This is a genomic window from Borreliella bissettiae DN127, assembly GCF_000222305.1.
GTDB lineage: Bacteria > Spirochaetota > Spirochaetia > Borreliales > Borreliaceae > Borreliella > Borreliella carolinensis.
On record NC_015921.1, the window covers coordinates 214,468 to 231,037 of the forward strand.

Annotated in this window: 16 protein-coding genes and 1 tRNA gene; 9 read left to right on the plus strand and 8 right to left on the minus strand. The window is 28.4% G+C overall.

What is annotated here, in order from left to right; translation table 11 throughout:
• Position 1: 1 nt before the first annotated feature.
• From mutL to BBIDN127_RS01040, 3 genes are all read left to right on the plus strand, one after another.
• Entirely contained in the window at positions 2–1,837 is a 1,836-nt protein-coding gene (gene mutL / locus BBIDN127_RS01030; protein ID WP_014023462.1) for a DNA mismatch repair endonuclease MutL, read from the plus strand.
• 18 nt (positions 1,838–1,855) lie between these two features.
• A complete protein-coding gene (locus tag BBIDN127_RS01035; protein ID WP_014023463.1) occupies positions 1,856–2,890 on the plus strand; it encodes a hypothetical protein in 1,035 nt (344 codons plus the stop codon).
• 27 nt (positions 2,891–2,917) lie between these two features.
• Positions 2,918–2,991 (plus strand) — tRNA-Ile (locus tag BBIDN127_RS01040).
• A gap of 10 nt (positions 2,992–3,001) precedes the next feature.
• Here the strand turns inward: BBIDN127_RS01040 and BBIDN127_RS01045 are convergent.
• Both BBIDN127_RS01045 and efp read right to left on the minus strand, forming a co-directional pair.
• Positions 3,002–3,655: a hypothetical protein gene (locus BBIDN127_RS01045; protein WP_014023464.1), complete on the minus strand. Its 654-nt coding sequence runs from the start codon at positions 3,653–3,655 to the stop codon at positions 3,002–3,004.
• Positions 3,633–4,211: an elongation factor P gene (gene efp, locus BBIDN127_RS01050; RefSeq protein ID WP_014023465.1), complete on the minus strand. Its 579-nt coding sequence runs from the start codon at positions 4,209–4,211 to the stop codon at positions 3,633–3,635. Before efp ends, BBIDN127_RS01045 begins: the two co-directional genes overlap by 23 nt.
• Before the next feature lie 165 nt (positions 4,212–4,376).
• On the opposite strand from efp, the gene BBIDN127_RS01055 reads away from it, so the two are divergent.
• The 4 genes from BBIDN127_RS01055 (at position 4,377) to pstB (ending at position 8,541) form a co-directional block, all read left to right on the plus strand.
• Positions 4,377–5,216, plus strand: coding sequence for an extracellular solute-binding protein (locus BBIDN127_RS01055; RefSeq protein ID WP_014023466.1), 840 nt, complete (start codon positions 4,377–4,379; stop codon positions 5,214–5,216).
• Positions 5,217–5,305: 89 nt separating this feature from the next.
• Positions 5,306–6,214 carry a phosphate ABC transporter permease subunit PstC gene (gene pstC / locus BBIDN127_RS01060; protein WP_014023467.1) on the plus strand — a complete coding sequence of 303 codons (909 nt, stop codon included), beginning with the start codon at positions 5,306–5,308 and terminating at the stop codon, positions 6,212–6,214.
• 104 nt (positions 6,215–6,318) lie between these two features.
• Positions 6,319–7,758: a phosphate ABC transporter permease PstA gene (pstA, locus tag BBIDN127_RS01065; protein ID WP_014023468.1), complete on the plus strand. Its 1,440-nt coding sequence runs from the start codon at positions 6,319–6,321 to the stop codon at positions 7,756–7,758.
• Entirely contained in the window at positions 7,759–8,541 is a 783-nt protein-coding gene (gene pstB / locus BBIDN127_RS01070) for a phosphate ABC transporter ATP-binding protein PstB (RefSeq protein WP_014023469.1), read from the plus strand.
• A 2-nt stretch (positions 8,542–8,543) separates the two neighbouring features.
• On the opposite strand, the gene BBIDN127_RS01075 is transcribed toward pstB, so the two are convergent.
• From BBIDN127_RS01075 to BBIDN127_RS01095, 5 genes are read right to left on the minus strand one after another with little or no spacing between them, the layout of a single operon-like run.
• The gene (locus BBIDN127_RS01075; protein ID WP_014023470.1) at positions 8,544–9,365 is read right to left on the minus strand and encodes a ZIP family metal transporter; all 822 of its coding nucleotides are present in this window, start codon (positions 9,363–9,365) and stop codon (positions 8,544–8,546) included.
• A gap of 40 nt (positions 9,366–9,405) precedes the next feature.
• Positions 9,406–11,190 (minus strand): alanine--tRNA ligase, encoded by a 1,785-nt coding sequence (locus BBIDN127_RS01080; RefSeq protein ID WP_014023471.1) that lies wholly within the window; start codon positions 11,188–11,190, stop codon positions 9,406–9,408.
• Complete coding sequence (locus BBIDN127_RS01085) at positions 11,190–12,407, minus strand: flagellar motor switch protein FliG (RefSeq protein WP_014023472.1); 1,218 nt, start codon at positions 12,405–12,407, stop codon at positions 11,190–11,192. Before BBIDN127_RS01085 ends, BBIDN127_RS01080 begins: the two co-directional genes overlap by 1 nt.
• Positions 12,394–13,101: a 6-phosphogluconolactonase gene (pgl, locus tag BBIDN127_RS01090; RefSeq protein WP_014023473.1), complete on the minus strand. Its 708-nt coding sequence runs from the start codon at positions 13,099–13,101 to the stop codon at positions 12,394–12,396. The genes BBIDN127_RS01085 and pgl overlap by 14 nt, the downstream gene beginning before the upstream one ends.
• A 10-nt stretch (positions 13,102–13,111) precedes the next feature.
• The gene (locus BBIDN127_RS01095; RefSeq protein WP_014023474.1) at positions 13,112–13,393 is read right to left on the minus strand and encodes a hypothetical protein; all 282 of its coding nucleotides are present in this window, start codon (positions 13,391–13,393) and stop codon (positions 13,112–13,114) included.
• 68 nt (positions 13,394–13,461) lie between these two features.
• Between BBIDN127_RS01095 and dusA the strand changes: the two genes are divergently transcribed.
• Entirely contained in the window at positions 13,462–14,469 is a 1,008-nt protein-coding gene (dusA, locus tag BBIDN127_RS01100) for a tRNA dihydrouridine(20/20a) synthase DusA (RefSeq protein WP_044054935.1), read from the plus strand.
• Here dusA and serS read toward each other — a convergent pair.
• Complete coding sequence (gene serS / locus BBIDN127_RS01105) at positions 14,459–15,736, minus strand: serine--tRNA ligase (RefSeq protein ID WP_014023476.1); 1,278 nt, start codon at positions 15,734–15,736, stop codon at positions 14,459–14,461. The genes dusA and serS overlap by 11 nt on opposite strands.
• A gap of 129 nt (positions 15,737–15,865) precedes the next feature.
• Between serS and BBIDN127_RS01110 the strand changes: the two genes are divergently transcribed.
• Entirely contained in the window at positions 15,866–16,567 is a 702-nt protein-coding gene (locus BBIDN127_RS01110; protein ID WP_014023477.1) for a hypothetical protein, read from the plus strand.
• Positions 16,568–16,570 lie beyond the last annotated feature (3 nt).

Consider the following 16,570-nt stretch of genomic DNA (forward strand, 5'->3'; position numbering starts at 1 on the left):
AATGAACAAAATAAGATTCTTAGATAAATACTTGGTTCAAAAAATAGCAGCAGGAGAATCAATAGACAGACCGTGTTCAATATTAAGAGAATTACTAGACAATTCAATAGATTCTGGAGCTACTAAAATTGAGGTTTTTCTTGAAGAGGGAGGAATTCACAAAATCTTAATAATAGATAATGGAAGCGGAATAAGTAAAGAGGACTTAAAAATCTGTTATCTACCACACACTACTTCAAAAATATCATCAGAAGAAGATTTAAGAAAAATAGAAACTCTAGGATTTAGAGGAGAGGCTCTCTCTAGTATTGCAATTTGCTCCAACATTTCAATAACAAGCTCAACAACTAGCAATGAAAGCTATCAAATAGAAATAGAAAATGGAATTGAAAAATGCTTTAAAAAACAACCTGCCATAAACGGAACAATAGTAGATGTCACAAAAATATTTCACAACTTCCCAGCGAGGAAAAGATTCTTAAAGCAAGAACCCATTGAAACAAAAATGTGTCTAAAAGTTTTAGAAGAAAAAATAATAACACACCCCGAAATCAATTTCGAAATTAATTTAAATCAAAAGCTAAGAAAAATTTACTTTAAAGAATCGTTAATTGACAGGGTTCAAAATGTATATGGAAATGTAATAGAAAATAATAAATTTAGAGTCTTAAAAAAAGAACATGACAATATAAAAATAGAAATATTTTTAGCACCAGATAACTTTTCTAAAAAAAGTAAAAGACATATTAAAACATTTGTCAATAGAAGACCTATCGATCAAAAAGATCTCTTAGAGGCAATAACTAATGGGCACAGCAGAATACTTTCTCCTGGCAACTTTCCAATATGTTATCTATTTTTAGAAATAAACCCTGAATATATTGACTTTAATGTACACCCGCAAAAAAAAGAAGTAAGATTTTACAATCTTCCATTTTTATTTAAACTAATATCTGACAATATTAATAATTTTTTTGATAAAAACATAAATAACTACCAAGACATAATAATAAAAAGACAATTAACAGAAGATGATCATTTAATAGAAATGATAAACGAACCAGAAAACTTTAATAAATTCAACACATATGATATACCACAAAACAACTATTTAGAAAAAGAAGATAATATAAAAGAACTAGACAAAACCATACCACAAGGCAATATTGACCTTAAAAGGTACAATTCAATTATACAAAATAGACCAACACTTAAGGAAAACATTGAAAACATTTTCTCTGACAACTTTTTAGAATTTGAAGAACTGCCAAATAAAAATGAAAAAGAAGAAATAAAGTTTAACTATATTGGACAAATATTCTCTGAATTTTTAATCGTTGAAAAAATAAATGAAATTTACTTCATAGACCAACACGCAGTTCACGAAAAAATAATATATGAAAAACTTAGAAATTCAAAAAAAACTATTCAAAAGCTTCTAATACCAATTGAATTCACAGTAGTTGATAAAAACATAGAAGAAATTATAAATAGCGAAATAGAAGAATACAAAAAATTGGACATTATAATATCTAAAATAGGCTCTAAAAAATATCAACTTGAATCTATTCCTAATATTTGTAGTCAATATGAAAATACTCTTATTAACTTTTTTCAATCAAGAAGAAGCAGAACAATAAATTCTCTTGAATCTGACTTATATGCAACTATTGCCTGCAGAAAGGCTGTTAAAGCAAATGACATATTAAGCATTGAATTTAGTAAATTTTTAATAAATGAATTTTTTAAACTAGAAATCAAACATTGTCCTCATGGACGAAAAATTTATTACAAAATATCTAAGTTTGATCTTGAAAAAAAAGTTGCCAGAGCATAAAATAAAATCAGAGTTCCCATGATAAAAAAAATCAAATCAGAAATCAACTTGTTAAAGATAGAAAAAGAAAAAAGTTTAATTGAACTTGGAAAAATATTGAAAAATAATAATATAGTAGAATTAAAAAATTTAAACCACTATCCCAATTTAAAATTAGTAGAAAAAGAATTGTATCAAATGAAAAGCAATTTAAGCAAATCAGAAGAAACTGAAAACATATTAAAAAATTTAAACAAAAAGATTTATATTCTTAAAAAAGAATATAAATCTACTAGTAAATCATATAAAAAAAACCTTAAAGAAATTGCTAAAACAATAATCGAAATTTATCCTCAAAATTTAGAATTAATATCAAAATACAATATGAATTTTTCTAAATTGAAACTTGAAAAATATAAAAAAATAGAATTAGCAAGTGAACATAAAACAAAAAATTATTTACAAAAAATAATGCTTAAAGTCAACTCAGCAATAAACAATATCATCCATATGATAAATGTATATAAAATATCAAAAGAATTTGAAAAGCGGGTATTCACAAAATATTATCCTTATGAAAACTTTGAAAGCATAATAAATGAATTTTCATTAAATAAAAAATTAAACAATGTAGTTGTTAAAGAATTTAAAATAATGAATGAAATCAAAACAAATATAAAAAACATAAAAGAAGAAATAAAAGAAATAATATCTACAAGCAAAAAAGAAAAAATATATAAAAAGAATAAAATAAAAAACGAAATCAATGCTATTACAAAAAATAAAGAAAATATTTTAAAAAAAATTGCTGAAGAATTTATTGAAACTACAAAAAAAGATAAAATTACAGCTAAAAACACTGCAATCAGCTCAATAATCCAAAAAATAGAAAAAATAAATCAAAAAATATTAAACTTAAATAATGATTTAATAAAAACAACAAAACAAGAAGAAATAAAAAATATTCAACAAAAAATGCAAATCCTAGCAAAAGAAAAAAATAAAATTAATAACAAATTAGATGCATTAACTTCTAAAATAGAAGCTATTCAAAATGAACTTGACAATGAATAAAAAATAAATATAATAAATTAAAGCTAAGGGCCTATAGCTCAGTTGGTTAGAGCACCCGACTCATAATCGGTAGGTCCCAGGTTCAAGTCCTGGTGGGCCCATTTGATCTTTTCAATTAACCTTAAAAAAAAGATTTGAATTTTTTTCGACATAATAAAAGCTTATATAATTATCAAATGTTTTATCAATCTCTAGGGTATCTATTGAATCAATTTTAGCAACCGAAGAAATAGGATGTAGTTTGTCTTTATAAGTTTTAACAAAAAATACTTTAGAATTGCTTAACTTGTTTAACATTGCCATATCTTTAGACTTATATACATAATTGTGAACATCATCTAAATCATACTTTGACATTCTCAGAGAAATAACAAGCTCTTTATTGTACACCCTCATGCCCTTATCAAAAAGACGAACGCATGAAGTAAAATCTTCAAAAGTTTTATCAAAAAAATTAAACCTCAAATCCCTACAATATAGAATATCCTTGCCAAGGTTAGAATCAATAAAAAAAGAGCTATAATCATTATTAATCACTTGAATAAACTCATTAGTGTTCTTATTCTCTATTGATAATTTAAAAACATCTTTTGGATTTAGAACTTTAATTGCAAAATCAAAACTCATGGAGTAATCTAAACGATTTTCAGTAAAATAATAATTTATCTTATAATCAAGCTCTTTTATTTCCGGATAATTCATTTCACAAGAAAAAGCAAAACAACAAAAAAACAATATTAATTTAACTTTTAATCCGTTCTGCATACTCTTTAGTTTCAGAATTAACTAAAATCCTATCTCCAACGTTAATAAAAAGTGGAGCTTTTACTACAAGTCCTGTATTAAGAGTAATATTTTTCATTGCATTTGTTACAGTGTCGCCCTTAACAGCTGCCTCAACCTCTACAACTTCAAAAGCAATCTTTGGAGCCAGCTTAATATCAATAACCACATTGTCAAACATTATAAGAGAATAGATTTCCGACTCCTGCAAAAAAAGTACCTTATCTTGAAAATTAGCACTTTCTTTTAAATCCAAGCTAACTTGATCATAAGTTTCTAAATCCATAAAAACCAAAACGTCTTTATCTTTGTATAAATACTGGGCACTAACTTCATAAATTTCAATAGCTTCTGCAGTATCTGCTCCTTTTAAAGTTTCTCTAATGACAAGTTTGTTTTTCAAGTTTTTAAGCTTTAACCTTACTATTGCCCCTCCCCTACCTGTTTTTGAAAATTCTCTCTCAAGAACAATATGAGGAACCCCCTTGATAAGCAAAAAAGAACCTTTTTCAATCTCGCTAGATTTCACTACTGCCATTTAAATACCTCGCAAAACTTAACATACAAATCTAGTAGTAATTTATACCAAAAAATTAAAATATTTGCTATTATTCCTCAATTATAACTTAATCAATAAAGTTAATTTACAATTGACTTATTTTAAATTAATGATATTATATACTTAAACAAAGGAGTTTACTTGATGAAAAAATTTATTATCTTAATTTTTATGCTATCAACAAGTTTATTATACAACTGTAAAAATCAAGACAATGAAAAAATTGTATCAATTGGGGGATCTACAACTGTAAGCCCAATACTAGACGAAATGATTTTAAGATATAATAAAATAAATAATAATACTAAAGTAACATACGATGCACAAGGAAGTAGCGTTGGCATAAACGGACTATTTAACAAAATATACAAAATAGCAATATCATCAAGAGATTTAACAAAAGAAGAAATTGAACAGGGAGCAAAAGAAACTGTATTCGCTTATGATGCTTTAATTTTCATTACAAGCCCTGAAATAAAAATTACAAATATTACAGAAGAAAATCTAGCTAAAATACTAAACGGAGAAATTCAAAATTGGAAACAAGTAGGAGGCCCTGATGCTAAAATCAACTTTATTAATCGAGACTCTTCTTCTGGTTCTTATTCATCTATAAAAGATCTACTTCTTAATAAAATATTTAAAACTCACGAAGAAGCTCAATTTAGACAAGACGGAATAGTTGTAAAATCTAATGGAGAGGTAATTGAAAAAACAAGCCTTACTCCGCACTCAATAGGATATATAGGTCTTGGATACGCAAAAAATTCAATAGAAAAGGGTTTAAATATTCTTTCTGTCAATAGTACATATCCTACAAAAGAAACAATAAATAACAATAAATATACCATTAAGAGAAATTTAATAATAGTTACAAATAACAAATACGAAGATAAAAGCGTAACTCAATTTATTGATTTCATGACAAGCTCAACCGGACAAGATATTGTTGAAGAACAAGGTTTTTTAGGGATAAAAACATAATTAAATTAAAGGGAAAAATACTTGACTTAATATTAAGTCAAATAATACAATTTAACACTGACATGAGCTTTAAGGGATTCTTTTAAAAAATGCATCTAAGCTTAAAGACAAAAAGAAAAATAATTGAAATTATTTTCAAATCTTTTATTCTTATATCTGCAGTAATAAGCTTTCTATCAATATTGTTTTTAGGTTTGTTCATATTAAAAACCGGAATAACGCCATTTATTAATAACAAAATTAAAATTTTAAACTTTTTATTTAGCACAAATTGGGATCCTACTAGCAATATTCAAAAATCTTATGGTATCTTAGCATTCATTATTAATTCCTTTTTAACTACACTTTTTTCTATTGTAATTGCTTTACCAATTGGATTGGGATTTGCAATATATTTACTTGAAAAAGCGAAAGGATTTTATAGAAAATTTTTACAAACAGTAATAGAGCTTTTGGCAGGAATCCCCAGTGTGGTTTACGGATTTTTTGGAAGCACATTTATTGCAGCTTTAGTAAAAAACATTTTTCAAAGAGAAGACAATTTGGGATACAATTTAATAAGCTCATCACTAATATTAAGCATAATGATAGTTCCTACAATAATTAGCGTTTGTTATTCATCGCTTAAAGCCGTTCCCAAATCATATAAATTTGCATCTCTTGCATTAGCAGCAACAGACTGGCAAACGATATATAAAATAATAATACCATCGGCTAGTCGAGGTATTTTAGCAGGAACAATATTGGCAATAGGAAGAGCTATTGGAGAAACAGTAGCAGTACTAATGGTAGGAGGAGGCTCTCCTCTTTTTATAAAAAACGTATTTTCTCCCATTAGAACGCTAACCGTAAATATTGCTATGGACATGGGATACGCCTCAGGTGTTCATAGAGAAGCTCTATTTTCTACAGCTTTAGTATTATTGCTATTTTCAATAATTACAAATTTACTCAAAAATTTTATACTATCTTCAAATAAAGGGTTAAAGAAAAAGTGACCAAACCTCAAATAAATAAATTAATTAATAAGTTCTATTTCTTTTTAATTAATTTTATTGCATATTTTTTAACAGCTGTATTAGTTTTTCTAATAGCATATGTATTGTACAACTCTTTATCTTATTTTAAAAAAAAACAAACTTTATTTTTAAACAAAGCTCAAAATTTTGTGCCATTTAAAACAGAAGACAACAAAGAAATACAAATTGTTTTTATTGTTAATAAAAATATCAATACAGACAAAATTTCAATAGAAGACATTTACAACATATATAATAATAAAATTTCACACTGGGGAAGCATTTCAGATCAAGGGATTGATATTATACCTATTGCCAGTTCAATTGACAACATATCTAACAAAGCTATTCTAAAAACACTAATCAAAAACAATGTATTTAATAAAAGATACATAAAAATCGAACCATCTACAAAAAAAATACTTCAAACTATAAATAGCACAACAGGCTCTGTAAGCTATTTAACAAAAAAAGAATTCGAATCCTTGGACTTTAAATTATATCCCAACATTAAAGCTTTCAAAATAAAAACTATGTCGGTCCTAATAGGTAAAAAAACTTTAACAAAAAATGAAAATGAAATAATCAATACATTGGGTATTGATGAAGTTGAAAAACTCATTAAAGGCAAAGAAAAATGGGTTAATTTAATATCAAAGGATATTAAATTAAAAATAATAAAATATAATCTTGATCAAGAAGAAAATATAATATCAACTATAGAGAAAACAGAAGGCGCACTAGCAATTGTACCTTGGCATTATTTTCAAAATCTTAAAGCACCCTTTATTAAAATGCATTATTTTGATAAAAGCAGTCCTTTGAATTTAAATTTCATATTATCTATTCCAAGAGATTCTGGTGCATATGGCGGAATTTCTTATTTAATATTAAATACTTTTTATGTAATACTGCTAACAACTGTTATTTCAATATGCATTGGAATAGGAACCGGCATAATGCTTGCCGAATACACTTCTAGTAAAATATTTTACAAAATACTATCTATGAGCGTTGACATCCTTTCCTCAATTCCTGCAATAATTTTTGGACTTTTTGGACTGATTTTTTTTGTGCCAATTTTTGGAATAGGAATACTCTCAGGAGCAATTACAAGCTCTCTAATGATATTGCCAATGATTGTTAAAACAACCGAAGAAGCATTTAAAACAATCCCAAAATCATACAAATATGCTTCATTCGCCTTAGGGGCAAATAACACAGAAACTATAATTAAAGTTATGGTTCCAGCAGCCATTCCTGGAATACTAACAGGAATAGTTCTTGCAATAGGAAGAGCTTTGGGAGAAACGGCCGTATTACTTTTTACAATGGGAACAAACTTGGGGCTTGCAACAAATTTAAATGAACCATCAAGAACACTAACTGTACACTTACTGATGTTATTTCAAGAAGGACATCTGGACAAAGGATTTGGAACAGCTTCAATACTCGTAATAATGGTACTCATAATAAATTTGACTTCAAAATTTTTAATAAACAAATTATATAGGATTAAATAAGTGATAAAAGAAAAAGATACACCAAAAAATGAAGTTATAATAGAAACAGAAAATTTAAATCTATTTTATACAGATTTTAAGGCTTTAAACAAAATAAATATTAAAATACTAAAAAATAGCATTACTGCTTTAATAGGTCCATCCGGCTGTGGCAAATCAACATTCTTAAGAACTCTCAACAGAATGAATGACCTTGTTGAGGGCATTAAAATAGAAGGAAATGTAATATATGAAGGAAAAAACATTTATTCAAATAATTTCGATATCTTGGAGCTTAGAAGAAAAATAGGAATGGTATTCCAAACCCCTAACCCATTTTTAATGTCTATCTATGACAATATAAGTTATGGCCCAAAAATTCACGGAACAAAAGATAAAAAAAAACTAGACGAAATCGTAGAACAATCACTAAAAAAATCTGCACTCTGGAACGAGGTCAAAGACAAACTTAATACAAATGCCTTAAGTCTCTCAGGGGGTCAACAACAAAGACTCTGCATTGCAAGAACTCTTGCAATAGAACCAAATGTAATACTAATGGACGAACCTACCTCTGCTCTCGATCCAATATCAACAGGCAAAATTGAAGAGCTAATAATAAACTTAAAAGAAAGTTACACAATAATCATTGTAACTCACAATATGCAACAAGCCGGAAGAATATCTGACAGAACCGCATTTTTCCTTAATGGATGCATTGAAGAAGAAAGCTCAACTGACGAACTATTCTTCAATCCTAAAAATACTAAAACTGAAGAATATATCAGCGGAAAATTTGGATAATTTCAACCTAATGAAACATCAAGAAACATCATTAATGTAAAACCAATAACACCAAATATACTTGGCACTTTATTGTCAATGTCTTTTCTCTTAGCTTCAGGTATTAGTTGTTCAATTGATACATAAATCATGGCTCCTGCAGAGAAAGCCAAAGCAAAGGGTAAAATTCGGGTAAAAGAATAAACCGCATAAGCACCCATAAGCCCTCCCACAATTTCTACCAATCCTGACATTTGGCCATAGTTAAAGCATTTTGCTAAAGCAACATTACCCCTTCTTAAAGGCAAAGAAATAGCTGCTCCTTCGGGGATATTTTGAATGCCAATACCAAGCGTAAGAAGCATGGCTCCAACTAAAGTTTGAACATCTGGATTAGACGCTAGGGCTCCAAAAGCAACTCCAACTGCTAATCCTTCTGGGAAATTATGTAAAGTAACAGCAGTAAAGAGTAAAAAATCTTTCTTGCCGTGCTTAGTTAAGTCTTCATCAATAAAAGTAAGTTTATCAAGATCTGGAACAAATACATCTACAATATATATAAAAAACGCTCCAACAAGAAACCCAAAAACAGCCGGCACCCAAGTAATGTATCCAAGCTCCTCAGCTCTCTCGATAGCAGGCTGAATAAGTGAAAAAAAACTGGCTGCTATCATAATGCCCGCTGAAAAACCAAGCATAGCGTCCATTATTTTATTATCTACCTTCCTAAAGAAAAAAACAGCTGCAGCTCCAAAAGCTGTAGTAAACCAGGTGAAAGTAGAACCCAAAAGTCCTAATAATACAGGATGCAAAGTCAATAAATAATCTAAAATTGATTTTATCATAAAGTCTCCTATTAAAATAAATCAACAAATAATAAGTAATTTACTTATCAATCAAAATAGCTTTTATTCTTCTTATACCTGAAGATGAGGATTGTTCTTTTTGTATTTTAAAAGTGCCAAGTTCATTAGTATTCTCTACATGAGGCCCTCCACAAACTTCAAGTGAAAATCCGTCTATCTCATAAACGCTCACCAAATTATCATATTTTTCTCCAAAAAGAGCCATAGCGCCTTTTTCCCTAGCCTCACTTAATTTCATTATAATTTTTTTTACAGACAAAGAATTTTTTATCTGTAAATTAACAATCTCTTCAACTTTTTTTATCTCATCATCTGTCATCTTTTCAGAATGAACAAAATCAAACCTTAATCGCTCAGCAGTAATATTGCTTCCTTTTTGTCTAACATGATCACCTAGTACCAATTGAAGTGCTTTATGCAGCAAATGAGTCGCTGTATGCAGCTTAGTGGTCTCATAAGTATAATCGGCAAGCCCGCCCTTAAAGACTTTGTCACCCCCTTTTTTTGAAGTCTTTTGATGCTTTTTAAAATGCTCATAAAAACCCAACTTATCAATGTTAAAACCATGCTCAATGGCAAGTTCTTCTGTTACTTCGTATGGAAAACCATAAGTATCATATAGTTTAAAAGCAATATCGCCAGGAATAGTCTTAGAAGGCAAATTTCTTGTTATTTTGATAAATTCTTGCTCTCCTTGAGATAAAGTTTTAAAAAACTTTTCTTCTTCTGTGCTCAATTCCTTTTTGATAAAATCTTTTTTTTCTGTTAGTTCATTATAAAAAGATCTATAAATAGCTTCTACAGCGTCAACAAGATCAGCTAAAAAATGGGATTTTATTCCAAGCTTCTTTGCATATCTTATAGATCGCCTTATTAGTCTTCTTAAAACATACCCTTGACCCAAATTGGATGGAAAAACAACAGAACTATCAGCAAGAATAAAGCAAGCTGCTTTAACGTGATCAGAAATTATTCTAATACATCTATCATCATCTTCTTTTTGCCCATAAATTTTACCAGAAATATATTCTATTCTCTTTATTATGGGCATAAATGCATCTGTATCATAAACTGAAGATTTGCCTTGCAAGAACGCAATTGTTCTCTCAAGGCCCATTCCCGTATCGACACATTTTCGACCCAATTCTATGTAATTACCATTTTCGTCTTTATTGTATTGCATAAAAACATTATTCCAAATTTCAAAATACTTACCACAAGAACATGTAATATTACAGTCAAGAGAACACTTGGGCTTTCCAGTATCCACATATATTTCAGTATCTGGCCCACAAGGCCCTTTAGATCCAACAGGACCCCAAAAATTATGATCCTTAGAAAGATAATATATTCTATCTTTAGGAATACCCAAGCTTTCCCAAACTTTAGCAGTCTCTGTATCACGCGGAATCTCTTGATCACCTTCAAATACACTCACATAAAGACTATCTTTTGAAATATTTAAATAATCAGAAGACGTCAAAAATTCAAAACTACACTTTACAGAATACTCTTTAAAATAAGCCCCAAGAGACCAATTTCCAAGCATTTCAAAAAAAGTTAAATGGCTTAAATCTCCAACCTCATCAATGTCGCCTGTTCTTAGGCATTTTTGAACATTAACAAGCATATCTCCTGATGGATGCACTTCTCCAAGAAGATACGGGATAAGGGGCTGCATGCCGGCTGTATTAAAAAGAACTGTAGGATCATTTTCAGGAACTAATGATTTACCCATTATTTCAAAATGGTTTTTTGATTTAAAAAAATCAATATATTTTTTACGCAACTTATTAAGTGTCATTAAATAAATTCCTCATTTTTTCTATATATTATTAAATCGCCTTTTAAAGTTAAATTTTTAATATAATTAACAAAAACTGTTGTCATAGTTTTTAAATCTTTTTTACTTATTTTTCCTAAAAAAGCTTCTTCATCTAAAATAATTTCTTTACGCCTTTTTGAAACATTTGAAAGCATTTTATCTCTAATCTCATCAGCTTTATCTTTAATAATAATTGCAATCTCTTTATCTGTAAACTCTCTTAAAATATTATGAAGATCATTGTCCATGATTCTCAATATTACATTGATATCAAATATTTTTTCTCTAATTTCGCTGTCCACAACAGGATTTAAATCCCTCATATTAATATTATTAAGCAGATTTTTCTCTTCATTAGAATCCATATAGCTTAAAATATCAACAAGAATCTTAGATCCATCAAGTTTATCTGTCTTAAGATTACCCTGCATCTTAAATCTATCCTTAAGCTTATTTGAAATTGCCTCTATTGTCTCCATGCTCAATTGCCTTGGTTTGACAAGATCTTTTACAAATTTTCTTCTATCTTCTTCTTCTAGCATTGAAAAAACATACTTTTTTTGATCTTTATTTAAATAATTATATAATATAACAAGTGTTTTAATATTCTCATCTTTAATTAATGCCCAAAGTTGTTCATGCTCAATTTGAGATAAATAATCAAAAGGAATAAAAATATCATTGCCAGTAACTTTTTTATAAATTGATTTTGCCTTAGATTTTCCCAGCGTTTTATTTAATAACTCATAAGCAAAGTTATCATCAACCTTAACATACCTTTTTTGATTTCTTAGTAAATCTTCAAATTCTTTAATAATATGCTCTTTTTCTTCTGGAGCAATATAACTAATCTTTGAAATTTCTCTGGTAATCAAGATTATGTCTGAATCATCAAGCTCAGACATAATCTTTGCAGATTTTTCAAGCCCAATAGCCAAAAAATATTTTGCAACCTTTGTGACCTTACTCTCTTTTCGAATAAACCCCGGCTTTAAATCATTAATATTGTTGGACTTAGGCTCAACAGGTGCTTTATTTTTATTACCCTTAATAAGACTTATCCAAGATCTAAGCATAGAGCCTTGAATCTCTGAATCGGAAAAATTTTTATTTAAACTCAAAGTATCAATTTCTTCAACAGTTTTTTTGCTTAAATTTTTAGCATTTTTATACTTGGAAAGCCTAGGATCCTGCATAACTTTCATCTCTTTTAATGTTTGTAAGAACTAGTAAATTGGGATGCTCTTTGAGAAGTCTGGCTGGACATTCATTAATAGAATTATTAGGGCCTAAAAAATTTTCTAAAGCACGCTTTTTACCATCGCCCATAAATAACAAAACAACAGCTTTTGAACTAAACAAAGATTTAGGCGTTAAGCTTATTCTTTTACTAGGAAACTTGGGAGAATTGTATTCATACTGATAACCTTCTACTTCTGAGAACAACAATTTTCTCGAAGGGAAAAGCGATGCTATGTGGCCATCCTCGCCAACAGAAATCAAAATAAAATCAAAAATATTAAACCTAGAATTAAATTCAATATTATAATCATGAATAGCTGTGGCTTCGTCTATTTCGCTATAAACAAAAGCATGAAATTTGGAAATGCTTATTAAATTTTTATCAACCATTTTGGAAAAAAATTTCTTATTTAAAAGATTATAATTACTATTCTCATCATCTAATGGAACACACCGTTCATCAACTAAAAAAAAATGTGCTCTTCTAAAAGAAAAATTTTGTTCAAGAAAAACACTTAAAAAGTTAACTATACTTCGGCCACCACAAATTCCAATACTTGTATATTTATCTTTATCTACATTCATATTAAAAAAATCAAAAAATCTATCTTTTAAATAATTCTCTTCATCAGAATATAAAAACTCCATTTAATTTCCCTTAATACATATAATATAAATAATAATAAATATTTAATAAAAAAGTTTTAATCTTGGATAAATTTAAATTATTTGCTTTAATGCGAACATAAGCCGGATTAATATTCAAATCATAATCTAAATTCAAAATCAAAGATGCCAAAAGGATTTCTTTTCCGCCTATGCCCTTAACCGCAATATAATTACTATTTTTAATGCCAACTTTTTTTATTCTGTAAGAAATTATAACTAACGATGACAGGAAAAGTATTAAAAAAAATAAATCTTTGGTTTCGCTAGGCATATAACAATTCCCCCTAAAAAAGAACAAATAATTGTTAAATTGGCTCGTTTATTCTAACATATTATGTAATGTTAATAAATCGGAAAATATCAATAGCCCCAATGGTAAACATCACAGACGAGCATTTCAGATATTTAATAAGACTTTTGTCAAAAAAAGTTACATTATACACCCCAATGATTTCCGCAAAGTCAATAATTATGGGTGATGTAAAAAAAATTGTAAAGCAAAACCCCTTAGACTCTCCAATTGCAATTCAAATAGCAACAAACTCCAAAAATGATGCCCTTAAAGCTATTCAAATTCTTGAAAAACACTTCAATTTTGATGAATACAATCTTAATGTTGGATGCCCATCTCTAAAAATCCAAAATGCAAATTGTGGAGCTTGTCTAATGAGCAATGTTAATCAAGTAGGTGAAATTTTAAAAACGATGAAAGAAAATACAAATAAGCCTATTTCAATTAAACATAGATTGGGTATAAGGCCTTTACCTAGTGATTACAAAAATGAAAGTTATTCTGAGGTAAAAAGCTTTGTCAAAATAATCTCAGATTTTGGTATCAAAAATTTTATTGTACATGCAAGAATTGCAATATTAAAAGGATTTTCTCCTAAAAATAATAGGAATATTCCAAAATTAAGACATGAATTTGTATATAATCTGAAAAAAGAGAATAAAAATTTATTTATTGAAATAAATGGAGGAATCAACAACTCAGAGCAAATTAAAAAACACTTATCTTTTGTTGATTCTGTCATGATTGGGAGAAGTGCATTTGAAAATCCATACTTTATTGCAAACGCCTCAAGAGAATTTTTAAACGAAACTGATGAAATTCTCACAAGAAAAGACTTATTGATGCAAATGGCAGAATACATTAAAGAATACGAAAATTATTTGTCAATAAATGTATTATTCAAGCATCTTATGGGAATAGTATTTTCCAAAGAAGGAGCAAAAAAATTTAGACAAAATTTAACAGCACCATTTCCGAAAAACTTAAAAAAACATGAGATATTGCTAAAAGCTATAGAAACATTGCCAGAAAAAATACTAAATTCTAATTCTTAAAAGGAATATAATCAAAGCCTGTATACTTAACCAAACTTTTAGGAATTCTAACTCCTCCCTTTTGATCCTGAAAATTTTCAAGTATGGAAATAATAACCCTTGTTGTAGCTATTGCTGTTCCATTTACCATGTGTGCAAATTTACTTTGCCCATCTTGATCTTTATATCTAATCTTAAGCCTTCTTGACTGATAATCTGTACAATTTGAAGTTGAGGTAACCTCCCCATAACTACCTTTTCCATCTCTTCCAGGCATCCAAGCCTCAATATCATATTTTTTATAAGCTGGAGAACCAAGGTCAAAAGAACAAATATTTAAAACCCTATAAGGAATTTCAAGCTCAGTAAAAATTTGCTCTTGAATGCTCAAAAATTCATCATGGATAACTCCAGATTCTTCTGCTTTGCAAAAACAAAACATCTCCACCTTGCTAAACTGATGAACTCTGTAAAGACCTTTTGAAAGCTGCCCATATGCTCCGGCTTCTTTTCGAAAACAATGCGAAAACCCCGCCATTCTTATTGGCAAAGTGAGATCTATTATTTTGTTATAATAGTAACCACCAAGCGTAATTTCAGAAGTGCCTACAAGATATTTATCTGTATCTTCAATCTTATAAATATTGCTTTCGTTGCCACGAGGATTAAAACCAATTCCATCAACTATAAACTCTCTTGCAACATCAGGGGTAATAAAAACATCAAACCCTTTTTCTCTTAATTTATTTAAAGAGAAATTAATAAGAGCAATTTCTAAAAAAACTGCTTCATTTTTAAGATAATAAAATTTACTCCCGCTAATCTCACGTGCTCTGTCAAAATCTAGAAGATCTAAATCTCTGCCAAGCTCTAAATGATCTTTTGGCTTAAAATCAAACTTTGGAACAACTCCAACTTTTTTTATTTCAAAATTATCTTCTTCGCTACTACCAATAGGCACATCAGGTGACAAAATATTAGGTACCCGCTTATTTTCAAGGTCAAAATCAACAGATACTCTTTCAAGCTCTTCTTCTAGATCAATAAGCTGTTTTTTTAAAATCTTCCCGGTTTCTATTAAAGAAATTTTTAAAACCTCATCGGGATTTTCTCGCATTCTAGAAGAATTTTCATTTCTTTTTGCATTAAGTTCACCAATTTTGGTAATTATTTTTTTTCTCTTATCATCAAGATAAATTAACTTATCAATATCTAAAACAAGGCCTCTTGCTTTAATACTTCTCTTAACAAGATCAAGGTTATCTCTAATAAATTTCAGATCAAGCATCCTATCTCCTAAGATATATCTTAAGTAAAATTTTTAAACAAAATTACAAATAATATTAATTCATATCAAGGTTATTATATAATATCTTATAACAGGATTAGAATAAATATTGTAGGGAGAAATCATCGCATGCTAAGTCTAAGAACAATAAAAACAACTTTTATGTTAATATCTACATTAATGATTTTTAACGGATGTACAAAAAAATCAACCAAGATCAATTTTAAAGATATTGGCTTAAATAGCAATAAAATGAATTCTTTAATAATAACTTCAATGAGCTCAAAAGAAGAATCACAATTTTATGAATACAATATTAGAATCCCTAAATTAATAATTGAGGGAAAAGAAAAAGGAAATCTTGAAGAATTAAATACCGAGCTTAATGAATATGTGAGCCAAATTGTAGCAAGACTTGAAATTGTTAGTAAAGAGCTTAAACCTGAGAATAAAAAATTCAACTTAAAAATAGACTATGAAATTCACCATGGATACAATATTTATACAATAATACTTATTGCAACTCAAGAAATCAATGACAGCCCTATTACAAATTACAGAAGCTATTACATTCAAGATAAAGGAAATTATATTCATAACATCGACGACATAATTAAAACAGACGAAGCATTTCCATTTTTTATAAAAAAAATTAAAGAAAAAATTTTACCTAATGAATTATTATTTGATTTACAACAGGCAGTAATTTACTTTGAAAACAAAAACCTTATTATTAAATTCCCTGAATATACATTTAAACTAGACGACACAGAGGATCTGCCAAACATATTTGAATTTAATGAAAGTGAAATAGCACAATTTGTAAAGTAAGGA